Source organism: Nitratireductor soli, assembly GCF_001050155.1.
Taxonomy (GTDB): Bacteria; Pseudomonadota; Alphaproteobacteria; order Rhizobiales; family Rhizobiaceae; genus Nitratireductor; species Nitratireductor soli.
Window position 1 is genome coordinate 468,583 of sequence record NZ_LFVY01000001.1, and the last position, 21,018, is coordinate 489,600.

General features: G+C 63.8%; 23 protein-coding genes. 17 read left to right on the top strand and 6 right to left on the bottom strand.

Annotation, left to right across the window (positions count from 1 at the left end; all coding sequences use genetic code 11):
* Positions 1-45: 45 nt before the first annotated feature.
* Positions 46-2,772, bottom strand: coding sequence for a preprotein translocase subunit SecA (gene secA, locus AB843_RS02290; RefSeq protein WP_048645128.1), 2,727 nt, complete (start codon positions 2,770-2,772; stop codon positions 46-48).
* Positions 2,773-3,013: 241 nt separating this feature from the next.
* Between secA and AB843_RS02295 the strand changes: the two genes are divergently transcribed.
* Positions 3,014-3,919, top strand: coding sequence for a peptidylprolyl isomerase (locus tag AB843_RS02295; protein ID WP_048645129.1), 906 nt, complete (start codon positions 3,014-3,016; stop codon positions 3,917-3,919).
* A gap of 85 nt (positions 3,920-4,004) precedes the next feature.
* On the opposite strand, the gene AB843_RS02300 is transcribed toward AB843_RS02295, so the two are convergent.
* Positions 4,005-4,604 carry a TetR/AcrR family transcriptional regulator gene (locus AB843_RS02300; protein ID WP_048645130.1) on the bottom strand — a complete coding sequence of 200 codons (600 nt, stop codon included), beginning with the start codon at positions 4,602-4,604 and terminating at the stop codon, positions 4,005-4,007.
* A gap of 157 nt (positions 4,605-4,761) precedes the next feature.
* Here AB843_RS02300 and AB843_RS02305 point away from each other — a divergent pair, with 157 nt between their 5' ends.
* The 6 genes from AB843_RS02305 to AB843_RS02330 all read left to right on the top strand — a co-directional run bounded on the left by AB843_RS02305 (position 4,762) and on the right by AB843_RS02330 (position 8,323).
* Positions 4,762-5,001 carry a putative antibiotic biosynthesis monooxygenase gene (locus AB843_RS02305; protein ID WP_048645131.1) on the top strand — a complete coding sequence of 80 codons (240 nt, stop codon included), beginning with the start codon at positions 4,762-4,764 and terminating at the stop codon, positions 4,999-5,001.
* A gap of 108 nt (positions 5,002-5,109) precedes the next feature.
* The gene (gene argJ, locus AB843_RS02310) at positions 5,110-6,351 is read left to right on the top strand and encodes a bifunctional glutamate N-acetyltransferase/amino-acid acetyltransferase ArgJ (RefSeq protein ID WP_048645216.1); all 1,242 of its coding nucleotides are present in this window, start codon (positions 5,110-5,112) and stop codon (positions 6,349-6,351) included.
* 2 nt (positions 6,352-6,353) lie between these two features.
* Positions 6,354-7,157 carry a GNAT family N-acetyltransferase gene (locus AB843_RS02315; RefSeq protein ID WP_244467873.1) on the top strand — a complete coding sequence of 268 codons (804 nt, stop codon included), beginning with the start codon at positions 6,354-6,356 and terminating at the stop codon, positions 7,155-7,157.
* Positions 7,154-7,567, top strand: a complete 414-nt coding sequence (gene mutT / locus AB843_RS02320; protein WP_048645132.1) for an 8-oxo-dGTP diphosphatase MutT — start codon at positions 7,154-7,156, stop codon at positions 7,565-7,567. Before AB843_RS02315 ends, mutT begins: the two co-directional genes overlap by 4 nt.
* Before the next feature lie 113 nt (positions 7,568-7,680).
* The gene (locus AB843_RS02325) at positions 7,681-8,001 is read left to right on the top strand and encodes a hypothetical protein (RefSeq protein ID WP_048645218.1); all 321 of its coding nucleotides are present in this window, start codon (positions 7,681-7,683) and stop codon (positions 7,999-8,001) included.
* A 154-nt stretch (positions 8,002-8,155) separates the two neighbouring features.
* Positions 8,156-8,323 (top strand): Flp family type IVb pilin, encoded by a 168-nt coding sequence (locus tag AB843_RS02330; RefSeq protein ID WP_048645219.1) that lies wholly within the window; start codon positions 8,156-8,158, stop codon positions 8,321-8,323.
* An 8-nt stretch (positions 8,324-8,331) separates the two neighbouring features.
* Here the strand turns inward: AB843_RS02330 and AB843_RS02335 are convergent, their stop codons facing one another.
* Positions 8,332-9,201 carry a methyltransferase domain-containing protein gene (locus AB843_RS02335; protein WP_048645133.1) on the bottom strand — a complete coding sequence of 290 codons (870 nt, stop codon included), beginning with the start codon at positions 9,199-9,201 and terminating at the stop codon, positions 8,332-8,334.
* A gap of 228 nt (positions 9,202-9,429) precedes the next feature.
* Between AB843_RS02335 and AB843_RS02340 the strand changes: the two genes are divergently transcribed.
* From AB843_RS02340 to AB843_RS02355, 4 genes are read left to right on the top strand one after another with little or no spacing between them, the layout of a single operon-like run.
* Complete coding sequence (locus AB843_RS02340) at positions 9,430-10,197, top strand: ComF family protein (protein ID WP_087587012.1); 768 nt, start codon at positions 9,430-9,432, stop codon at positions 10,195-10,197.
* 37 nt (positions 10,198-10,234) lie between these two features.
* On the top strand, positions 10,235-10,501 hold the full coding sequence (gene grxC, locus AB843_RS02345) for a glutaredoxin 3 (protein ID WP_048645134.1): 267 nt from the start codon (positions 10,235-10,237) through the stop codon (positions 10,499-10,501).
* Positions 10,498-11,364: a carbon-nitrogen hydrolase family protein gene (locus AB843_RS02350; protein ID WP_048645135.1), complete on the top strand. Its 867-nt coding sequence runs from the start codon at positions 10,498-10,500 to the stop codon at positions 11,362-11,364. The genes grxC and AB843_RS02350 overlap by 4 nt, the downstream gene beginning before the upstream one ends.
* The gene (locus tag AB843_RS02355) at positions 11,361-11,786 is read left to right on the top strand and encodes a DUF1178 family protein (protein WP_048645136.1); all 426 of its coding nucleotides are present in this window, start codon (positions 11,361-11,363) and stop codon (positions 11,784-11,786) included. Before AB843_RS02350 ends, AB843_RS02355 begins: the two co-directional genes overlap by 4 nt.
* A 12-nt stretch (positions 11,787-11,798) precedes the next feature.
* Here the strand turns inward: AB843_RS02355 and ubiG are convergent, their stop codons facing one another.
* The 3 genes from ubiG to AB843_RS02370 form a co-directional block, all read right to left on the bottom strand.
* Positions 11,799-12,545: a bifunctional 2-polyprenyl-6-hydroxyphenol methylase/3-demethylubiquinol 3-O-methyltransferase UbiG gene (gene ubiG, locus AB843_RS02360; RefSeq protein WP_048645137.1), complete on the bottom strand. Its 747-nt coding sequence runs from the start codon at positions 12,543-12,545 to the stop codon at positions 11,799-11,801.
* Positions 12,546-12,638: 93 nt separating this feature from the next.
* Positions 12,639-13,055: an SRPBCC family protein gene (locus AB843_RS02365; protein WP_048645138.1), complete on the bottom strand. Its 417-nt coding sequence runs from the start codon at positions 13,053-13,055 to the stop codon at positions 12,639-12,641.
* Entirely contained in the window at positions 13,027-13,374 is a 348-nt protein-coding gene (locus AB843_RS02370) for an ArsR/SmtB family transcription factor (protein WP_048645139.1), read from the bottom strand. The genes AB843_RS02365 and AB843_RS02370 overlap by 29 nt, the downstream gene beginning before the upstream one ends.
* Positions 13,375-13,472: 98 nt before the next feature.
* Between AB843_RS02370 and AB843_RS02375 the strand changes: the two genes are divergently transcribed.
* From AB843_RS02375 to AB843_RS02400, 6 genes are all read left to right on the top strand, one after another.
* The gene (locus tag AB843_RS02375) at positions 13,473-13,862 is read left to right on the top strand and encodes a VOC family protein (protein WP_087587013.1); all 390 of its coding nucleotides are present in this window, start codon (positions 13,473-13,475) and stop codon (positions 13,860-13,862) included.
* A 199-nt stretch (positions 13,863-14,061) separates the two neighbouring features.
* Positions 14,062-15,336: an aspartate kinase gene (locus tag AB843_RS02380; RefSeq protein ID WP_048645141.1), complete on the top strand. Its 1,275-nt coding sequence runs from the start codon at positions 14,062-14,064 to the stop codon at positions 15,334-15,336.
* Between the two features lie 75 nt (positions 15,337-15,411).
* Positions 15,412-17,682 (top strand): phosphoenolpyruvate--protein phosphotransferase, encoded by a 2,271-nt coding sequence (gene ptsP, locus AB843_RS02385; RefSeq protein WP_048645221.1) that lies wholly within the window; start codon positions 15,412-15,414, stop codon positions 17,680-17,682.
* A gap of 21 nt (positions 17,683-17,703) precedes the next feature.
* On the top strand, positions 17,704-18,783 hold the full coding sequence (gene prfA, locus AB843_RS02390; protein WP_048645142.1) for a peptide chain release factor 1: 1,080 nt from the start codon (positions 17,704-17,706) through the stop codon (positions 18,781-18,783).
* A complete protein-coding gene (prmC, locus tag AB843_RS02395) occupies positions 18,776-19,663 on the top strand; it encodes a peptide chain release factor N(5)-glutamine methyltransferase (RefSeq protein ID WP_048645143.1) in 888 nt (295 codons plus the stop codon). Before prfA ends, prmC begins: the two co-directional genes overlap by 8 nt.
* 359 nt (positions 19,664-20,022) lie before the next feature.
* Positions 20,023-20,766, top strand: coding sequence for a DUF4167 domain-containing protein (locus AB843_RS02400; protein WP_157384404.1), 744 nt, complete (start codon positions 20,023-20,025; stop codon positions 20,764-20,766).
* The last annotated feature ends 252 nt before the right edge of the window (positions 20,767-21,018 follow it).

A 21,018-nucleotide genomic window follows, 5' to 3' on the forward strand; every position in this document is an offset into this window, starting at 1 on the left:
GTTCGGCGCTGACGTTGCGGCACGCGCTTCGTCAGGAGCGCAGCGTCAGGCGAAAGCGCCGTGGCAATGCTTGTACTTCTTGCCGGAGCCGCAGGGGCAGGCCTCGTTGCGGCCGACCTTGCCCCAGGTGGCGGGGTCGTTGGGGTCGCGGTCCTCGGCGGCGACGGTTCCCGTTTCGACGCGGGCAAGCGTCATCGTGTCGGCGCCGAAATCGTCCTCGCCGGTGAAGCCGTCGACATGATGGGCCTCCATTTGCGGCGCCTGGGGCGGCGGTGCGTCGGCGGCCTCGCGGACAAGCTCGACCCGCATCAACTGCGCAGTGACCGCCTGGCGCAGATTGCCGAGCATGGCCTGGAACATCTCGAAGGCTTCGGATTTGTACTCGTTCAGCGGATCGCGCTGGGCATAGCCGCGGAAACCGACGACCGAGCGCAGATGGTCGAGATTGACCAGGTGCTCGCGCCACAGGTGATCGAGCGTCTGCAGGAGGACCGATTTCTCGACATAGTTCATGATTTCAGGTCCGAAACGCTCAGCGCGGTCCTTGGCGGCGGTTTCAGTTGCCTCGGTGATGCGCTCGCGGATATCGTCCTCGGCGATGCCTTCCTCGCCCGCCCATTCCTCGATCGGCAGATCGAGATTGAGCGTCGTCTGGACGCCCTCCTTCAGTTCGGCGATCTTCCATTGCTCGGCATAGGCCCGCTCGGGAATGTGGCGATCGACCAGGTCGTCGATCATGTCGCGGCGCATTTCGGCGACCGTTTCCGACAGATTGTCGCCGTCCATCAGTTCGATGCGCTGGTCGAAGACGACCTTGCGCTGATCGTTCATCACGTCGTCGAACTTCAACAGGTTCTTGCGGATGTCGAAATTGCGTGCCTCGACCTTCTTCTGCGCCTTCTCCAGCGCCTTGTTGATCCAGGGGTGGACGATCGCCTCGTCTTCCTTGAGACCGAGCTTCTTCAGCATTCCGTCCATGCGGTCGGAACCGAAGATGCGCATCAGGTCATCCTGCAGTGACAGGAAGAATTTCGATCGGCCCGGATCGCCCTGACGGCCGGAGCGGCCGCGCAACTGGTTGTCGATGCGGCGGCTTTCATGACGTTCCGTGGCCAACACGTAGAGACCGCCGGCGGCGATCGCCTGCTCCTTGAGCCGCTGCACGTCCTCGCGGATGGCCTTTTCCTTGGCCTCGCGCTCGGCGCTCGGCTCCATGTCGCCGAGCTCGTCGGCGATGCGCATTTCGGGGTTGCCGCCGAGCTGGATATCGGTGCCACGGCCGGCCATGTTGGTGGCGATGGTGATGGCGCCCGGCTTGCCGGCCTGGGCGACGATCGACGCCTCGCGCTCGTGGTGGCGCGCGTTGAGCACTTCGAAGTTCTTGATGCCTTCCTTGCGCAGGTGTTCGGCCAGGAACTCCGACTTCTCGATCGAGGTGGTGCCGACCAGGATCGGCTGGCCCTTGGCATTGGCTTCCTTGATTTCGCGGACGATGGCGCGGAACTTCTCATCGACCGTGCGGTAGACCTCATCGTCCTCGTCGAGGCGCTGGATCGGCAGGTTGGTGGGAACCTCGACGACATTCAGATTGTAGATGTTGCCGAACTCCTCCGCCTCGGTCGATGCCGTGCCGGTCATGCCGGCCAGCTTGTCGTACATGCGGAAATAATTCTGGAAGGTGATCGAGGCCAGCGTCTGGTTTTCCGGCTGGATCGACACATGCTCCTTGGCCTCGAGGGACTGGTGCAGTCCCTCGGAGAAGCGGCGTCCCGGCATCATGCGGCCGGTGAACTCGTCGATGATGACGATCTCGTCATCGCGGACGATGTAATCCTTGTCGCGCTGGAAGAGCCGATGCGCCTTCAGGGCGTTGTTCAGATGGTGCACGATGGCGACATTCTCGATGTCGTAGAGCGAATCCCCCTTGAAGAGGTTCGCCTCGCGCAGCATGTTCTCGACCTTCTCCGTGCCCTCTTCGGTGAAGGTGGCGGTGCGCTGCTTTTCGTCGACCTCGTAATCGGCCTCGTCCAGCTTCGGAATGAAGGCGTCGATGGTGGTGTAGAGTTCCGAGCGGTCGTCAAGCGGGCCGGAGATGATCAGCGGCGTGCGCGCCTCGTCGATCAGGATCGAATCCACTTCGTCGACGATGGCGTAGAAATGATCGCGCTGAACCATCTGGTCGCGCTCGTACTTCATGTTGTCGCGCAGATAGTCGAAGCCGAGTTCGTTGTTGGTTCCGTAGGTGACGTCGCAGGCATAGGCCGCGCGCCGCTCCTCGTCGGACATGCCGTGCACAATGACGCCGGTGGTCAGGCCGAGAAAGCCGTACAGGCGCGCCATCCAGGCGGAATCGCGCTGGGCCAGGTAGTCGTTGACGGTAACGACATGGACGCCCTTGCCGGTGAGCGCGTTCAGATAGACGGGCAGGGTGGCGACCAGGGTCTTGCCTTCGCCCGTCTTCATCTCGGCGATGGAACCTTCATGCAGCACCATGCCGCCGACCAGCTGCACGTCGAAGGGGCGCATGCCGAGCGCCCGGCGCGATGCCTCGCGCACCGTGGCGAAAGCCGGCACCAGAAGGTCGTCCAGGGATGCGCCGTCGGCAAGCTGCTTGCGGAAATCCACCGTGCGCGCCCGCAGGGCTTCATCGGAAAGCCCCTTGATTTCTTCCTCGAGCGCATTGATGGCATCGACGCGAGGACGCAGGCCCTTGACACGACGATCGTTGGAGGAGCCGAAAACCTTGCGGGCGAGACCGCCGAGACTGACCATCGAGTGGTCCTTTCACTTCCTGACAAGCGGCACTTCAAGAGCCGGGATGATTCCGCTCATGCTAAGCTGAGGCGGTGATACGACAATAACGCCCGGAAATGGGTTCTGGACGCACGACCACAGGACAGATAAGAGGGGCCAAGAGTGATGTCAACGCCGCGTTAAACATGGGCCGGCGCGCAAAATTCCGCCATATTCCTGGGTGGTTTGGACAATTTCGGAATCACGATCGGAGAGTTCAATGCTGAAATCGTTTCGCCGTTTCCTTGTCGTTCAGGTCGGTGCCGGCCTGACTTTGGCGGCGGTGGGCGTCCTGTCCGCCCCGGCGGCGGATGCCGATGTTCTTGCCACGGTGAATGGCCTGGAAATCACGGAGGGCGATCTGGAGATCGCCACCAGCGAGTACGGCGCGCAGTTCGGCAATTTGCAGGGCGACCAGCGCCGGGCGGCGCTGCTTTCCGCGTTGATCGAGATCCGGCTGCTCTCTTCGGAAGCGGAGAAGGCCAAGCTCGACCAGGGAGAGGCTTTCGAACGGCGCCTGGCATTCCTGCGCCAGCAGGCGCTGCACACGGCATTCATCGACAAGGTGGTCAATGAGGCCGTGACCGAGGATCAGGTGCGTGCGAGCTACGACAAGCAGGTCGCCGCGGCGCCGGCGGTCAACGAGATTCGTGCGCGCCACATTCTGGTGAAGACCAAGGAAGAAGCCGAGGCAATCATCAAGCAGCTGGGCGAAGGCGGTGACTTCGAGGCGATCGCCAAGGAGAAATCGACCGACGGCGCGGCCGCCAATGGTGGCGATCTCGGCTATTTCAGCGCCGGCCAGATGGTGCCGGAGTTCGAGACGGCGGCGTTTGCAATGAACCCCGGCGACTATTCGAAAGAGCCGGTCGAGACGCAGTTCGGCTTTCATATCATCAAGGTCGAAGACAAGCGCGCCCAGCAGCCGCCGGTATTCGACACGGTGAAGGACCGCGTGCGCTCGGTTCTGGTGCGCGATAAATATGTCGAGGAGGTTTCGGCTTTGCGCGATGCGGCCGAGATCGAGGTGAAGGAGCCGGCGCTGAAGGAAATCATCGACGGCATCGAGAAGCAGCGCCAGGGCGCGGCCGAGGAAAAAGCCGAAGAGCCGGCGCCTGCCGAATAACGGCTTTCGCGTTTCGCGGTCCTAGGAAAGGCGGGTGTGTTGCATCCGCCTTTTTTTGTTGCGCTTGAAGCCGCCGCTGCCTGGTTCATTCCTGCGCCTCGATCCCATGGATAATGCTGCGAACCATGGCGAGGATGTCTGCCTCGGCGTTGCCGAGCGCGTTCGTCAGAAGGCGCATCCAGGCGAAGGAGACGAGCAGATCGGCCACCATCAGCGGATCGACATCGGCGGCAAGCCGGCTCTTGGCGCGCGGTAGGCGGACCATTTCGGCGATGCGCTGACGCCGCTGGTCAATATAGGCGAGGAAGGCTTCGCGCGCTGCCGGCTCCGTCTGGGCCTCGGCCATGATGGACCGGAAGACGTCGCCGGACGGGCTGTCGTGCCAGTGACTGAACAGGCTTTTGAGGAACACGACGAGATCATGTTCCAGGTCATCGGTCACGGAATAATCGATGTCTCGCTTCTGCGCGTGGTAGACCTCGATCAGCAGCGCGGCCTTGCTTGGCCACCAGCGATAGATGGTTGGCTTGCCGGCGCGCGCCCGCCGCGCGACTTTCTCGATGGAGAAGCCTGCGTAGCCCTCTTCCTGCAGGATTGCCAGCGCTGCGGCGCGGATCGCCTCGGCGGTATCCGGATTGCGCCGCGCGCCGATCGATTGCCGTTTTTGAGCGTCGTCGTCGGTCATCGACGTGTTTCCTCCCATGAATCTCCGGCTGACCCTAGTGGTCTGACCGAAACAGATGGGTACCATCTGTTGGGATCGCACCACTAGCACAGCCTCTTGACGAAACGAAACGGCCCGTTTTATATAACGAAACGTATCGTTTTGATAGGAGGCCTTCATGGCATCGGCTGCTCACGTCACCCGCTTTTCGCGTCCCCGCTTCGCGCTGCTGGTTTTCGCCGGCGTCTACCCGCTGGTCACGGGATTGCTGTACCTCGTCTTTCCGCTGACTACAGGCTGGACGCTCTGGCAGCGCACGCTGATTATCGTGCCGCTTGTCGTCGTGGCGATGGTGTGGCTGTTGATCCCGACGGTCCAGCGCGTGTTCCGGGCCTTTTTGAACCCGGTCCTGCGTTAGGGACATTGTGCCGAAACCGCGTCCCCCGGCGCGGTTTCGGCTTGCGTCTCTTGAAATTCTCGGGCAGATCGGCGGCATCCAAGCTGCAAATCGTCAATGTTGGTGGCCATGTCTGTCGCGATTTCTCCCCTCGCCCCGAAGAAGCATCCCGCGATGCCCGTCATTGACGGTGTCCGCATCGCCACCACCCAGGCAGGCGTCAAATACAAGGGGCGAACAGATCTCCTGGCGATGATCTTCGATGAAGGCACGACGGTGGCGGGGGTCTTTACGCGTTCCAAATGCCCTTCAGCGCCGGTTGAATATTGCCGTGACAATCTTGCCGGCGGCGCGGCGCGCATCCTCGTCGTCAATTCCGGCAATGCGAATGCCTTCACGGGCAAGAAGGGGCGGGAAACGACGACACAGGTGGGAGAAGCTGCTGCAAAGGCCGCCGGCGTTGCCACTGGTTCGGTTTTCATGGCTTCCACCGGTGTCATCGGCGAGCCGCTGCCGGCCGAGCGCATCACGGGATCGCTGGGCCAGATGGCGAAGGACGCCCGTCCGGAAGGTTGGCTCGACGCGGCGCGCGCCATCATGACAACCGATACCTACCCGAAGCTCGCCACGGCGACGGCGCGGCTGGGTGATGTCGACGTGGTCATCAACGGCATTGCCAAGGGCGCGGGGATGATCGCGCCCGACATGGCGACGATGCTGTCCTTCGTCGCGACCGATGCGCCGATCGCCGCCCCCGTTCTGCAGGAATTGTTGTCGAAGGGGACCGGCAAGACGTTCAACGCCGTGACGGTCGACAGCGACACCTCGACCAGCGACACGCTGATGATGTTCGCCACGGGTGCCGCGGCAAAGCGCGGCGCGCCGCTCATCGACGATGCGAAGGATGCGCGCCTGGCGGGATTCCGTCGCGCCCTGAACCGCATCCTCAAGAATTTGGCCCTGCAGGTGGTGCGCGACGGCGAGGGCGCGCGCAAGCAGGTGGAGATCACCGTGACCGGCGCAAAATCCGCCCGCTCGGCCAAGAAGATCGCCCTGTCGATCGCCAATTCGCCGCTGGTGAAGACGGCGGTCGCCGGTGAGGACGCCAATTGGGGGCGCGTGGTGATGGCGGTCGGCAAGGCCGGCGAACCGGCCGACCGCGACCTGATTTCCATCTGGTTCGGCGATATTCGCGTCGCCCATGAGGGCGAGCGTGATGCCGCCTATTCCGAAGATGCCGCTTCGGCCTATATGAAACGTGACGAGATCGTCCTGCGGGTCGACCTCGGCATCGGTCGGGGCAAAGCCACGGTTTGGACCTGCGACCTGACAAAGGAGTATGTCGCCATCAATGGCGACTACAGGAGCTAGGTGTGCCGGGCCGCGTGGGGCAGGAAGAAAACAAGGATCTTGCCACCATCCGCCGCTTCGAGGCGGCGGGCCTGCGCGCCTGGCCGGCGGAGACCGTCGCCTATGACGGCACCTGGGTGGTGCGCCTGACGGCGGGGCACCCGGCCAAACGGCTGAACTCCATCAATCCGCTCGATCCCGGCGACGACCGCGATCTGGAACAGCGCATCGACCGGGCGAGGGGGCAGTTCGAGGCCTATGGCCGGACGTTGACTTTTCGCATTTCGCCGCTTTCGGCGGCGGCGATCTCGCGCCATCTCGACAAGACCGGCTGGAGCACACTCGGCACGTCGCTGGTGATGGCACTTGATCTCGACCAGGCGGTGCTGGTCGAGGCGATGGACCAGATCCCGCTGAAAGACCGCAAACGCTTCGTCAATGCGACCCTCAAGGTGCATGGCTATGAGGACAAACTCAGGGCCGGGCTTTCGCGGGTGATCGGCGCGATCCGGCCCGATACGGGTCTTTTCGTCCTGGAAGATGGCGATGAGCCGGTGGCGACCGCCATCTGCGTGCGCGACGGCGTTTTGGCCGGATTCTTCGAGATCGCCACGAGGCCGGCCTGGCGTGGCAAGGGCTTTGGCCGGCGTGTGTTGCTTTCGGCATTGAAATGGGCGCGCTCGCACGGCGCCGAGAAAGCCTGGCTGCAGGTCGAGGCGGATAATCATGCGGCCGTGCGTCTTTATCGCGCGCTCGGCTTCCGTGAGATCTATCGTTATCACTATCGGCAGCCACCCGAAGCGGCCGAGGAGGGCGAAGGCGAATGAACCCGGCGCCCAAGCCTGTTCTGCTCGTCGCGGCCTGCGCGCTGGTCGATGCGGACGGCCGCGTGCTGATCGCCCGGCGTCCCGAGGGGAAGTCGCTGGCCGGTCTGTGGGAGTTTCCGGGCGGCAAGGTGGAGCCGGGCGAGACGCCCGAGGAAACGGTTATCCGCGAACTGCAGGAGGAGTTGGGCATCGAAACCAAGACCGCCTGCCTTGCGCCGCTGACCTTCGCCAGCCACAGCTATGATGCGTTTCATCTGTTGATGCCGCTGTTCGTCTGCCGCCGCTTCTGGGGAACGCCGCAGCCACGCGAAGGGCAAGGGCTGAAGTGGGTTCGGCCGCGCGACATGCGCGACTATCCGATGCCGCCAGCGGATGCGCCGCTCATTCCATTCCTCGTCGACCTGCTCTAATCGCCGGCCAGGTCGCCAGCATTAAGCATTCCTTTACGCAACAGTGAAAATTTGAGGCAGGGGTTGGATCGCTCGTCTCTTCAGCGATTCCCGATGCTGGCAGGGGAATGGCCATGGCTTCTGACGCGGATTGGGATACGGGGCGCGGTGCGTGGCCGACACGCATGGGCAATGCCGGCATCGGCGCGCTGCGGGTGGCCTTGCTGTTCGGCTCGGCGGCGGTGGCTCTGGCGCTGGTGCTGACCCCGATCGCCGAGAAACGTACACGGCCGACGGTCGTCCAGCTTGGCGCACCCTTCGGCATCGACCCGATCACCACATCATCGACCAAGCGCAGCGGCGGCACCTACACGATCCGTCGCAGCGTCCTGCAGCCCACGCGCGATGCGGTCTGCGTGATCAGCGAGAATGGGCAGCGCAGCGGCGCCTGCTAGGCCGCATTTATGTGGACGTCAGATACTCCAAGCTGACGAAACTGTTCGGTGACCAGTTCCTTTCAGCACGCATGCGAACTGCGCGCGCTGATCTTAATACTTCTTAATGGTTCTTCGCTATCTTCAGGTGGAGAAACAAGGATGGCGCGGGCCGATGTTCAGGCAACTTCTTGGCGAAAGATCAGGGGCCACGGCGATTGAATATGCACTCATTGCAGGGCTGATCGCCATGGCGATCGTCGTCGGCGCCAGGCAGACCGGCACCGCCCTGCAGGAAACCATGGATAACGTCGCGACCCAGGTTACCGAGGCTGGCGGTTAGAGAACGCGTCAACTCCCGCCTTTCTTCTCCAGCACTTCCTTCAAGGACATTGTCGCGCTGCCGGGCGTCAGCGGCTTCTGCTGCGATTCATGCGGCGCCCACCCCGACAGCCAGACCAGGTTGAACGTTGCCCTGATGCGCCCGTCGGCATCGGCGAAGCGTTCGGCGTAGATTTGCGAGGCACGCAGGAAGAAGGCGCGGGTCGCCGGTTTGCGCGAGCGCGCGGTGAGCGTGCTGGTGGCGCCCATGGCGCGCAGGTCGCGCATCAGGTCGAACATGGTGTCGTAGCGGACCGTGACGCTTTCCAGATCGGTCACCGGCAAGGCAAAGCCGGCGCGTTGCAGCAAGGCGCCCACATCGCGCAAATCGGCGAAGGGGCTGACGCGCGGTGCCGCGCCCCCGGTCAGTTCGGTCTCGGCTTCCAGCAGTGCCTCACGCAACTCCTGCAACGTGCCGGCGCCGGCCATGGCGCCGAGAAACAGCCCATCCGGTTTGAGCGCGCGGCGTATCTGCGCCAGGAGGCCCGGCGTGTCGTTGGTCTCGTGCAGGCTGAGCAGCGACACGGCAAGATCGAGGCTCGCCGGTTCGAAGGGCAAGGTTTCAGGGCGGGCGACCAGGTCGCCGACACCGCCAAACAGAGGATCTGCCTCAACCCTGACAACTGCGTCGACCTTGCCGCTTTGGCGCAGCGCCGTTGCCGCGTCGTCGGTCAGGCAGAACAGTGTGGCGGCCTTGTCGAATCGGCGCTCGACCGTCGCCAGGCGCTCGCCAAGGTCTTCGGCGGCGCGCCGCATGAGGAAGCCGGCGCCGACATCACCGTGCCGGAAGGCACGTTTCTTGCGCACGATCAGAAGGTCGGTATCGAACAGCGGTTCCATGCATCATCCGTCATTGCTGGTGGTGCGACCCTAACAGATGGTACCCATCTGTTTCGGTCAGACCACCAGAGCGCCGTGCGTCCGTTCGGATGCACGGCGCTCTATCTCTTTGTTTTTCCGCATTTATGCGGACGCCAGGTGATTCCACCTGACTGCAAAAATGCTTTAGGTGCGCAATCGCATAAAATGGATATGCTGGCAAAGAGGCAAATGCCGCGGGGGTGGCACATGATGACGGGGAGCGTTGCGCGCGGGGCGAACACGATGGTGCGGTGGACGGCGCGTGTGCTGTTTCCGCCCGTTTGTCTCGGCTGCGCCGACCACGTCACCCAGCCCGGCACGCTTTGTCCGGCCTGCTGGCCGCGCTTGCGCTTTCTCGAACGCCCATGGTGCGCGGTGATGGGCACGCCATTCTCGGTGGAAATGGGCGAGGGCATCGTGTCGGCGGAAGCGATTGCCAATCCGCCGCCCTTTGCGCGGGCGCGTTCGGCCGTGATTTACCACGGCGTCGCGCGGCAGATGGTGCAGGGGCTGAAATTCCGTGACAGGACCGATCTGGCGCCCTGGATGGCGCGCTGGATGCTGCGTGCGGGGGCGGAACTGGTGAGCGATGCGGATGCGGTCATTCCCGTGCCGCTGCATCGCGGCCGCCTGCTGATGCGGCGCTTCAACCAGTCGGCCGAACTGGCGCGGGCCTGCGCCCGGCTGAGCGGCCTCGCCTACGCGCCCGAAGCGCTGCTGCGGGTGAAGAAGACGCGCCAGCAGGTCGGGCTTGGCGCGCGCGAGCGGGAGGCGAATGTGCGCGGCGCGTTTCGCGTGCCGCGGGAGAGGCTGGCGGCGGTCAGCGGACGGCGGATCATTCTGATCGACGATGTCTACACGACGGGCGCCACGGTTTCTGCCGCCGCGCGGGTCCTGAAACGGGCCGGGGCGCGGCAGGTGGACGTGTTGACCTTCGCGCGCGTGTTGCCGGGGGACTTCCTGCCCGACGAATGAGGCCCTATATAGTCTCAAGAGACTTTGGAAGAGACGAATGGCTGACGTAACGATCTATACCCGCATGATGTGCGCATACTGCTCGGCGGCAAAGCGCCTGCTGGAGCGCAAGGGCGTTTCCTTCACCGAGCATGATGCGAGCTTCTCCGCCGAATTGCGCCAGGAGATGATCCAGCGCGCCAACGGGCGCTCGACCTTTCCGCAGATTTTCATCGGCAAGATCCATGTGGGCGGCTCCGACGAGTTGCACGCACTCGAGCGCGATGGCCGTCTGGACACGCTGTTGGCCGGAGCGGAGGCATGAGCGCCGTCCGCGTCGCCGCCCTGCAGATGCGCTCCGGCACCGAGCCGGAAGCCAATGCCGATGCCTTCGAGGCGCTGGTGCGCGAGGCGGCCGGTAAGGGCGCGCTTTATGTGCAAAGCCCGGAGATGACCGGAGTGCTCGTACGCGGGCGCGATGCGCTGCAGGAGCGGATCGCCGGCGCGCGGGGTGCTATCCTGATTGAGCGGGCGCGCGCGCTGGCCGAGGAACTCTCCATCCACGTGCATCTCGGTTCCACCGCCGTGGCGCTTGACGATGGGAAGGTTGCCAATCGGGCCTTCCTGTTTGCGCCCGATGGCGGCCTGACCGCCACCTATGACAAGCTTCACATGTTCGATGTTGATCTGGACAACGGTGAAAGCTGGCGTGAATCGGCGACCTATGCGCCGGGCGAGAAGGCGGTTGTGGCCGATTTGCCATTCGGCAGGCTCGGCTTCGCCATCTGCTATGATCTGCGCTTTCCGCAACTGTTTCGCGCCTTGGCGCTGGCCGGCGCCGCGGTGCTGACCGCGCCCGCGGCCTTCACGCGCCAGACGGGCGAGGCGCATTGGCATGTGCTGGTTCGTGCGCGGGCGATCGAGAACGGCGCCTTCATGATCGCCGCGGCGCAGGGCGGGCGGCACGAGGACGGGCGCGAGACGTTCGGTCATTCGCTGATCGTCGATCCGTGGGGCAAGGTGCTGGCCGAGGCCGCGCATGACGAGCCCGGCGTGATTCTCGCCGATCTCGATCTGGCGCAGGTTTCGGCGGCGCGGGCGAAAATTCCCAATCTGAAGAATGCGCGTGATTTTGCGGTGTCGCATATCGCGCGCGTGGAAGAGGCCGGAGCGAGGAAGGCTTCATGATCAGTTTCAACCTGATCTGCGAGCACGCGCATCCCTTCGAAGCCTGGTTCCGCAACAGCGCCGATTTCGACAGCCAGAAGGAGCGCCTGCTCGTCGCCTGCCCGCAATGCGGGTCGCACAGCGTCGAGAAGGCGCTGATGGCGCCGGCGGTGTCGACCAGCCGGCGCAAGGCGCAGGTGGCATTGGCCCTGGGCGAAGAGCAGAAGAAGGCGCTGACCCAGCTCAAGGAATTATCGAAGAAGGTGCGCGAGAACGCCGATTATGTCGGCGACAAGTTTGCCGAGGAGGCGCGCAAGATCCATTTCGGCGAGACTGATGCGCGCGGCATTTATGGCGAGGCGTCGGTCGACGAGGCCAAGGCACTGGTCGAGGACGGAGTGGAATTCATGCCGTTGCCGGTTTTCCCCGACGACCAGAACTGAGCCGGTTTCTTTTCAGCCCGCCTTGGTGGCGACAATCATGTAATTGACGTCCATATCGCGCGAGCGCTGCCAGCGGTCGGCCAGCGGATTGTAGACGACGCCGGTGCGGTCGGTGATGGTCACATCGGCCGCAGAGAGCGCGCGCTCCAGCTCCTCCGGGCGCACGAGCTTTTCGTACTGATGCGTTCCGCGCGGCAGCCAGCCCAGCACATATTCGGCGCCGATGATGGCCAGGCCCCATGCCTTCAGCGTGCGGTTGATGGTGGCGACGAAGATCAGGCCGCCGGGCTTCAGCATGGCACCGCATTTGGCAATGAACAGATCGACGTCCGAGACGTGCTCGACCACCTCCATGTTGAGGATGACGTCGAATTTCTCCCCCTCGTCGGCCAGGGCCTCGGCGGTCGTGGCGCGGTAGTCGATTGTCAGCCCGCCCTCGGCGGCATGCAGCTTGGCCACCTCGATGTTGGTTTCCGAAGCGTCCGCGCCGACAACCTCCGCGCCAAGGCGTGCCATCGGTTCGCACAGCAGACCGCCGCCACAGCCAATGTCGAGAAAACGCAGACCGGCGAAGGGTTTGACCGCATGCGGGTCGCGGCCGAAATGGGCGGCGACATGATCGCGGATATAGGCAAGCCGTACGGGATTGAACTTGTGCAGCGTGCCGAACTTGCCGGCCGGGTTCCACCACTCGGCGGCCAGCGCCGAGAAATGCTCGATCTCGCGCGCATCGATCGTCGTTTGTCGAGCTTCCGGCATGGGTCGGCCTATCGTCTGCGTTGCAACGTCCTCTGGCTGACATGAAGTCGGGTTGTGGCGGCCAATTGTCAAGGAAGGAATTGTCTCAGTGCGTCAGCCGGCGCGATGTCTCGCAAGGTCGGCCAATTGCCCCAGATAAACGCTCCAGCCCTCATCGAGGAGCTGGCGGGTCGGCGCCGGGGCGCCGCCCTCATGAGACAGGCGCAGGCGGACGCCATCGTCAACCTCTTCCAGGCGAAAGGAGACGCGCCCCGGGGGTGCCGCATCGGTGCAGTCGAACGACCAGACCATGCGGTGCGGGGGAGACAGTTCCAGAACCTCGACATTCGTCCAGCCGCGCCAGCCCGCCACGGCCTCGCCGACAATGGTGAAGCGATGGCCGACAATCGGCTTGAAGTCCGTGGCGAAGAACCATCGGGCGATCAGGTCCGGCCGCGTGATGCAATCCCAGACGGTCGCAAGCGAGGCGCGGATGTGGCGTTCAATCGTCAGGTCGATCGGCCGAAGCATCGATTTTCTCCGCCAGTTCCTGCAGTTCATCGAGGCGTTCTTCCCAGAAGCCCGTCAGTGCGGTGGTCCAATCGGTGATTTCCCGCAAGGGGGTGGGGTCGAGACGATAGAGGCGATGGCGCCCGGCGACGCGACGGCGCACCAGGCCGGCTTTCAGCAGAAGCTGGAGGTGCAGGGAAATCGCCGCCGTGGTCAGGCCCGAACCGGCGGTCAGCGCGCCAACGGACTGCTCCTTGCCGTCGAGACGCTCCAGCAGCAGCCGGCGTGTGGGATCGGCAATCGCGCCGAAGACATCGCCGACCAGTGAAACCCTTGCCATGATTTTCCCATTCAAGTATAAACTTGAATATGAAATAGCCCGCTGCTACGCCATCGTCAAGCGGCGGGTCGATGTGCACTTCTGGAGAGGAGGGTCCGATGACCGTGTTGAATGGGATCATCCCGTGTCTGACGATCGACGGCGCTGCAAGGGCGATCGACTTCTACAAGCAAGCTTTCGGCGCCGAGGAAGTCAGCAGAAAAGAGGCGGAGGACGGCAAGCGGCTGATGCATGCGCACCTGCGCATCAACGGCAGCGACCTGATGATGTGGGATCTGTTCCCCGAGTTCGGCATGTCGGCGGATCGCCCGCACGGCGTGACGATCCACCTGGAGGTCGATGACGCCGACACCTGGTACCAGCGCGCCGAAAAAGCCGGCGCGACGCCTTCCATGCCTTTGGACAATACGTTCTGGGGCGCGCGCTATGGCCAATTGCTGGATCCCTTCGGTCATTGCTGGGCCATTGGCGGGCCGATCAAGCCGTAGCGGTACAGCCGGACAAAACGCATCTGTGACGAATGACGGACGGCGGAAATTTCCGCCGCCCGCCGTTTCTCACTTTGCTTGCAGATGCGTGGTGTTTTGGGTAATGAAACCGCGACGCGCGGCTGCACGCTGCCGCTGCGTCAGTTGATTTCCGTCTGTTCGGACGGATGGAATTTCCCAGAAAAGGCACTCCGTTCCCATGGCGCGCATCGTGATGAAGTTCGGCGGAACCTCCGTCGCCGATATGGACCGCATCCACAATGTGGCGCGTCACGTCAAACGGGAGACGGATGCGGGCCATGAGGTCGCCGTCGTGGTCTCGGCCATGGCCGGCAAGACCAACGAACTCGTCGGCTGGGTGCAGAACATGCCCAAGATGGCCGGCGCCAACGCGCTCGTCTACGATGCACGCGAATATGATGCGATCGTTGCTTCCGGCGAGCAGGTGACGAGCGGTCTTCTGGCCATCGCCCTGCAATCGATGGGCGTCGACGCCCGCTCCTGGCATGGCTGGCAAATCCCGATCCGCACCGACAATGCGCATGGCGCGGCGCGGATTCTGGAGATCGACGGCAGCGAGATCGTGCGCCGGATGGGCACGGGCCAGGTTGCCGTGGTGGCCGGGTTCCAGGGGCTCGGCCCCGACAACCGCATCGCCACGCTTGGCCGCGGCGGCTCGGACACCAGCGCGGTGGCGGTTGCTGCGGCGGTGAAGGCCGACCGCTGCGACATCTACACGGATGTGGATGGCGTCTACACGACCGACCCGCGCATCGAGCCGAAGGCGCGGCGCCTGCCGAAGATTTCCTTCGAGGAAATGCTGGAAATGGCCTCGCTCGGCGCCAAGGTGCTGCAGGTGCGCTCGGTCGAGCTTGCCATGGTGCACAAGGTCAGAACCTTTGTAAGATCGTCGTTCGAGGATCCGGACGCACCAGGCATGGGGGATTTCGACAACCCGCCTGGAACACTCATTTGCGATGAGGATGAAATCGTGGAACAGCAAGTCGTCACCGGCATCGCCTACGCCAAGGACGAGGCACAGATATCGCTGCGCCGCGTGGCCGACCGGCCAGGCGTTTCCGCCGGCATTTTCGGCCCTTTGGCCGAGGCCAACATCAATGTCGACATGATCGTGCAGAACATTTCTGAAGACGGCTCGCGCACCGACATGACCTTCACGGTACCCTCGGGCGACCTCGACAAGGCGCTGGCTGTGCTCACACGGGTGCGCGATACGGTCGGGTTCGACGTCATCCAGTCGGAGGCGGGGCTGGTCAAGGTTTCCGTCATCGGCATCGGCATGCGCAGTCACGCCGGTGTCGCCGCCACGGCCTTCAAGGCGCTCGCCGAGAAGGGCATCAACATTCGGGCCATCACCACGTCGGAGATCAAGATTTCCATCCTGATCGACGGCCCTTACGCGGAATTGGCGGTCCGCACTTTGCATTCCGTCTACGGTCTCGATAAGCAGTAGACAAAGAAAAACCCGAATCTGGCTTTTGCTCCGTATCTCCATGCGGATAGCATGGGGTCGATGGAGAGGGGTTCGATGCGAGATACCGCCGGTGGTCCACGTGTGCTGTTGAGGCGTCTGCGCGAGCTGATGGCCGAGGCGCTCGAGCCACAGGCGCGCCTCGACCGGATCGTTCGCGAGATCGCTCAGAACATGGTCGCCGAGGTGTGTTCGCTGTATGTGCTGCGGGCCGATTCCGTCCTTGAGCTCTACGCCACCGAAGGCCTTAATCCCGGTGCGGTGCATCTGGCGCAGTTGCGCCTCGGCCAGGGCCTTGTCGGCACCATTGCCGCCAGTGCGCGGCCGCTGAACCTTTCCGACGCGCAAAAGCACCCGGCCTTCGCCTATCTGCCGGAAACGGGCGAGGAGGTTTATCACTCCTTCCTCGGCGTGCCGGTGTTGCGGGCGGGCCGTACGCTCGGCGTGCTGGTCGTCCAGAACCGCACCATGCGGCACTATCGCGACGATGAGCTGGAAGCGCTGGAAACGGTCGCCATGGTGATCGCCGAGATGATCGCCACGGGGGATCTGGCGCGGCTGACGCGGCCGGGTATCGAACTCGACCTCAGCCGCCCGGTGAGCCTGACCGGACTTCCGTTCAACGATGGCGTCGGACTCGGCCATGTGGTGCTGCACGAGCCGCGCATTGTGGTGACGGCGCTGTTCAACGAGGACAGCGATCAGGAGCTGGTGCGGCTGGAGACGGCGCTCGATTCGCTGCGGCTGTCGATCGACGACATGCTGTCGCGGCGCGAGGTGGCCTTCGAGGGGGAGCATCGGGCGGTGCTCGAGGCCTACCGGATGTTTGCCAATGACAAGGGGTGGGTGCGCCGCCTTCAGGAGGCGGTCAACAACGGCCTGACGGCGGAAGCGGCGGTGGAGAAGGTGCAGAGCGACATGCGGGCGCGCATGATGCACATGACCGACCCCTATCTGCGCGAGCGCATGAGCGATTTCGACGATCTCGCCAATCGCCTGCTGCGCCAGCTGATGGGGCGCGGCCCGGAAGCCCTGGCGGAGATCCTGCCGAAGGATGCGATCGTCGTCGCCCGCTCGATGGGAGCTGCCGAACTCCTCGACTACCCGCGCCAGAAACTGCGCGGGCTGGTGCTGGAGGAGGGCGCGCCGACCAGCCACATCGTCATCGTCGCCCGTGCCATCGGCCTGCCGACGGTCGGCCAGGTGAAGGGCGTCGTCTCCATGTCGGAGAACGGCGATGCGATCATTGTCGATGGCGAGGACGGCCAGGTGCACCTGCGCCCGCAGGGGGATGTCGAGGCGGCCTATGCGGAAAAAGTGCGTTTCCGCGCCCGGCGTCAAAAACACTATCAGGAACTGCGCGACCGGCCGGCACAAACCAAGGACGGCGCGGCTATAGACCTGATGATGAACGCCGGGCTTGCCGTCGACCTGCCGCAGCTTTCCCAGTCGGGCGCCGCCGGCATCGGCCTTTTCCGCACCGAACTGCAGTTCATGGTGGCGGCCGCCTTCCCGCGCGTCGAGGCGCAGGAACGGCTCTACCGCGAGGTGCTGGATGCCGCCGACGGCAAACCGGTGACGTTTCGCACCATCGATATCGGCGGCGACAAGGTGCTCCCTTACTTCAAGGGCGCGCAGCAGGAAGAGAACCCGGCTCTCGGCTGGCGGGCGATCCGCCTGACGCTCGACCGGCCCGGGCTTTTGCGGACGCAGATCAGGGCGCTTTTGAAAGCGGCCGGCGGGCGCGAACTGCGCCTGATGCTGCCGATGGTCACCGAGGTCAACGAGGTGCGCCAGGCGCGCGAGATCATCGACCGCGAGGTGCGCCATCTGTCGCGCTTCGCGCATCATCTGCCGACGCGGCTGAAGCTTGGCGCCATGGTCGAGGTGCCGGCGCTGCTTTGGCAGCTCGACGAATTGATGCAGGCGGTGGATTTTGTTTCGGTCGGCTCGAACGACCTGTTCCAGTTCGTCACGGCGACCGATCGTGGCAACACGCGCATTTCCGAGCGGTTCGATCCGCTGAGCGTGCCGTTCCTGCGGCTGCTCAGGCAGATCGTGCGGGCGGGAGATGCCGCCAGCACATCGGTGACCTTGTGCGGCGAACTGGCCGGGCGGCCGATCTCGGCCATGGCGCTTCTGGGCATCGGCTATCGCTCGATCTCCATGGCCCCGGCGGCGATCGGCCCGGTCAAGGCGATGCTCTGCGATCTGCCGCTCGCGGAATTGACCGGGTTGATGGACGAGGCCCTTGCCAATCACAGTTCGTCCACCGATATTCGCGCGCTGCTTCGGCAATTTGCCGAGACCCATGACATTCCTCTTTGATTTGACAGGCTTTTCTCCTCGATGACCGACTTGCCGCGCGATCGCATGGATCAGGTGCTCAAACGTTTCGAACTGATCGAGGCGCAGATGGCGGCCGGGCCGGAGCCTGAGATTTATGTCAAACTCGCCTCCGAGTACTCGGAGCTTCAGGAGGTTGCCGCCAAGGTTCGAGAATTGCGGCAGGCCGAGGCCGAGATCGCCGATCTGCAGGCGATGCTCGCCGATCCGGCGACCGAGCGCGAAATGCGCGAACTGGTGGAGGTCGATCTCGGCGACGTCGAGGAACGGATCGACAATCTGCAGGCGGAGATGCAGCTTCTGCTTCTGCCGAAGGACGCGGCGGACGAGAAGAACGCCATCCTGGAAATCCGCGCCGGCACGGGCGGCGACGAGGCGGCGCTGTTCGCCGGCGACCTGTTTCGCATGTATGAACGTTACGCCGCCGAGCGCGGTTGGAAGGTCGAGGTCGTCTCGGCAAGCGAGGGCGAGGCCGGAGGCTACAAGGAGATCATCGCCACGGTTTCCGGGCGCGGCGTGTTCTCGCGGCTGAAGTTCGAATCGGGCGTGCACCGGGTGCAGCGTGTTCCGGCGACCGAGGCGCAGGGTCGCATCCATACGTCGGCGGCGACGGTGGCGGTGCTGCCGGAGGCCGAGGAGATCGATGTCGACATCAAGAACGAGGACATCCGCATCGACACGATGCGCGCTTCGGGCGCCGGCGGCCAGCACGTGAACACCACGGATTCGGCGGTGCGCATCACGCATATTCCCTCCGGCATCGTCGTTGTTCAGGCGGAAAAATCCCAGCACCAGAACCGCGCCCGGGCAATGCAGATCCTGCGCGCCAGGCTGTTCGACGCGCAGCGCTCGAAGGCGGCGGACGAACGGTCGGAGGCGCGCCGGCTGCAAGTGGGCAGCGGCGACCGCTCGGAGCGCATCCGCACCTATAATTTCCCGCAGGGACGGCTGACCGATCACCGCATCAACCTGACCCTGTACAAGCTGGATCGCATTGTCGAAGGCGATCTCGACGAGGTGATCGACGCGCTGATCGCCGATCACCAGGCCAAGCTGCTGGCGGAAACCGGGGTGGATGGCTGAGCCGGCGACGACGCTTGGCGCGCTGCTTGCGGCAGCCCGCGAGCGGCTGAGGCAGGCCGGTATTTCCGACGCTGCGCTGGATGCGCGGCTTCTGGTCGAGCATTTCACCAGGACAACACGAGCTGATGCGCTTTCACACCCCGAACAGGCAGTCGATGCGCCATCGGGAGCGGCTGTCGAGGCGGCGCTGGAGCAGCGGTTGCGCGGCAAGCCGGTGCATCGGATCATCGGCCATCGCGAATTCTACGGTCTCAGATTGACCCTCTCGCCGGAGACGCTGGAACCGCGTCCGGACACGGAGACGCTGGTCGATCTGGTGCTCAAGCAGGCGCGTCGCGATGGCGGCGATGACCGGCCGTGGCGCATCCTCGATCTCGGCACGGGGACCGGCGCCGTGGCCCTGGCGCTGCTCAGCGCATTGCCGAACGCGCGCGCCGTCGGGGCGGATATTTCGGCCGGTGCGCTTGCAACGGCCGGGTTGAATGCCAATATCAATGGATATGGCAGTCGGTTTGCGACCTGTCGGTCCGACTGGTTTGCCGGGATCGAGGGGCGTTTCGATTTCATCGTCTCGAACCCGCCCTATATTCGCGAGCATGACTGGCAGGGTTTGTCGCGGGAGGTGCGCGATTTCGATCCGCGCCTGGCGCTGGTAGCAGGCATCGACGGGCTGGACGCTTACCGGGCGATCGCCGAAGGCAGCGCGCCGCATCTGAGCCTTGGCGGAATGGTCGCCGTGGAAACAGGCTTCGACCAGAAACGGGCGGTCACGGACATGTTCACGGCGAATGGATTTGATTTGCGCGATGCGGCACGCGATCTCGCCGGCCGCGACAGGGCATTGATTTTCGCGGTAAAAACGGTTCGTGGAGCCGGTTGAAAAAAAACTTGGCATTGCGTCCGAATGCGGATAGTTTCCGGCTACCGGATGGGACGAAGCAGACAGCGCCGTTATCGATTCGGTTCCCGAGGACTGGCTGTCATGAACGGCGTTCAAGCGCCTTAGCTTCATTACGGGGATTGTCCGGCAACTGACATGAAGCGGAACAGGATGGCGTTCGCGCCCGCATCTCGCGGCGCAGCAAATGGCTAAGGGAATATCAGAGACTGCTGGCTTCCCGCCATTATCCGCCGGCTAGTGGGTATTGTTTCAATCAAACCGTATCAACCGAGCAGTCTCAACCAAGCAGTCTCGAAAACCAAGAGAGTCGAATGAGGCCACAACAGCAGAACAGGCGCATGCGCGGGCGCGGCGGCAACAACAATAATAACAACAATAGCAGCAACAACCGCAAGGGACCCAATCCGCTCGCACGCAGCTATGAGAGCAATGGCCCGGACGTGAAAATCCGCGGGACAGCGCAGCAGGTTGCCGAAAAATACACCACGCTGGCGCGTGATTCGCATAGTTCCGGTGATCGGGTGATGGCTGAGAACTACTTACAGCACGCCGAACACTACAACCGCATCATCGCCGCCGCGCAGGCCCAGTTGCAGCAACAGCAACAGAGTGCGCGCGACAACCGCGAAGATGATGACGACGCCGATGATCGCGATGCCGGCGAAGGCAATGGCAACAACGGTAACGGCAACGGTAACGGTAACGGTAACGGGCGCAACCAGCGTCAACAGCATGTCGAAGACGGTTCGGGCCCGCAGCCTGAAATCGAGGGCATGCCGGCCGAACTGGCCTTGAAGGGCGGCGGACGCCGCCAGCCCAATGGCAATGTCAACGGCCATGCGGCCGAAGACAGCCCCGTGCGCGATGACGCCGAAACGTCGGCCAAGCCGGCACCAAAGAGAGCCCGCCGCCCTGCCGTGACGAAGACGCCTGATGCTGACGGCATTCCGGCTGGCGAGATTTCGGCCGGCGAGATTCCGGTGGAAGAAAAGGCGGCCCGCCGTCCACGTCGCCCGCGCGTTCGCAAGGCCGATGAGGTGGATGCGGCCGCTCCCGCCGACGATGTTGTCGTGCCGGGCTGACGGCCGGTAATCATCCGGATTGATCTCTGACGAAGCGGCGGGATTTCCCGCCGCTTTTCGTTATGGAGATGCGCATCCGATGGTTTCCACCGGAGCAAAATGCTCCGAAGGTCATCTTGTCGCGACCGCGCGCTGTTCCCATATCCCAAACAGTTGGACCTGCCTGTCCGGAGCCGTGATAGTCTCATCGCGTCAAGGCTTGAGGGGGTCCGTCACCTTGGTCATTGCCGATGCCGCAAAGCGGGTCGGCAT

Bases quoted from the DNA above. Each gene is read 5' to 3' on its own strand.
- mutT (WP_048645132.1), top strand. From the start codon at position 7,154: ATGAACCCGGCGCCCAAGCCTGTTCTGCTCGTCGCGGCCTGCGCGCTG.
- secA (WP_048645128.1), bottom strand. From the start codon at position 2,772: ATGGTCAGTCTCGGCGGTCTCGCCCGCAAGGTTTTCGGCTCCTCCAAC.
- AB843_RS02335 (WP_048645133.1), bottom strand. From the start codon at position 9,201: ATGGAACCGCTGTTCGATACCGACCTTCTGATCGTGCGCAAGAAACGT.
- AB843_RS02375 (WP_087587013.1), top strand. From the start codon at position 13,473: ATGACCGTGTTGAATGGGATCATCCCGTGTCTGACGATCGACGGCGCT.
- prfA (WP_048645142.1), top strand. From the start codon at position 17,704: ATGACCGACTTGCCGCGCGATCGCATGGATCAGGTGCTCAAACGTTTC.
- AB843_RS02380 (WP_048645141.1), top strand. From the start codon at position 14,062: ATGGCGCGCATCGTGATGAAGTTCGGCGGAACCTCCGTCGCCGATATG.
- AB843_RS02370 (WP_048645139.1), bottom strand. From the start codon at position 13,374: ATGGCAAGGGTTTCACTGGTCGGCGATGTCTTCGGCGCGATTGCCGAT.
- grxC (WP_048645134.1), top strand. From the start codon at position 10,235: ATGGCTGACGTAACGATCTATACCCGCATGATGTGCGCATACTGCTCG.
- prmC (WP_048645143.1), top strand. From the start codon at position 18,776: ATGGCTGAGCCGGCGACGACGCTTGGCGCGCTGCTTGCGGCAGCCCGC.
- argJ (WP_048645216.1), top strand. From the start codon at position 5,110: ATGTCTGTCGCGATTTCTCCCCTCGCCCCGAAGAAGCATCCCGCGATG.
- ptsP (WP_048645221.1), top strand. From the start codon at position 15,412: ATGCGAGATACCGCCGGTGGTCCACGTGTGCTGTTGAGGCGTCTGCGC.
- AB843_RS02365 (WP_048645138.1), bottom strand. From the start codon at position 13,055: ATGCTTCGGCCGATCGACCTGACGATTGAACGCCACATCCGCGCCTCG.
- AB843_RS02305 (WP_048645131.1), top strand. From the start codon at position 4,762: ATGGCATCGGCTGCTCACGTCACCCGCTTTTCGCGTCCCCGCTTCGCG.
- AB843_RS02295 (WP_048645129.1), top strand. From the start codon at position 3,014: ATGCTGAAATCGTTTCGCCGTTTCCTTGTCGTTCAGGTCGGTGCCGGC.
- AB843_RS02330 (WP_048645219.1), top strand. From the start codon at position 8,156: ATGTTCAGGCAACTTCTTGGCGAAAGATCAGGGGCCACGGCGATTGAA.
- ubiG (WP_048645137.1), bottom strand. From the start codon at position 12,545: ATGCCGGAAGCTCGACAAACGACGATCGATGCGCGCGAGATCGAGCAT.
- AB843_RS02300 (WP_048645130.1), bottom strand. From the start codon at position 4,604: ATGACCGACGACGACGCTCAAAAACGGCAATCGATCGGCGCGCGGCGC.
- AB843_RS02355 (WP_048645136.1), top strand. From the start codon at position 11,361: ATGATCAGTTTCAACCTGATCTGCGAGCACGCGCATCCCTTCGAAGCC.
- AB843_RS02325 (WP_048645218.1), top strand. From the start codon at position 7,681: ATGGCTTCTGACGCGGATTGGGATACGGGGCGCGGTGCGTGGCCGACA.
- AB843_RS02350 (WP_048645135.1), top strand. From the start codon at position 10,498: ATGAGCGCCGTCCGCGTCGCCGCCCTGCAGATGCGCTCCGGCACCGAG.
- AB843_RS02340 (WP_087587012.1), top strand. From the start codon at position 9,430: ATGATGACGGGGAGCGTTGCGCGCGGGGCGAACACGATGGTGCGGTGG.
- AB843_RS02400 (WP_157384404.1), top strand. From the start codon at position 20,023: ATGCGCGGGCGCGGCGGCAACAACAATAATAACAACAATAGCAGCAAC.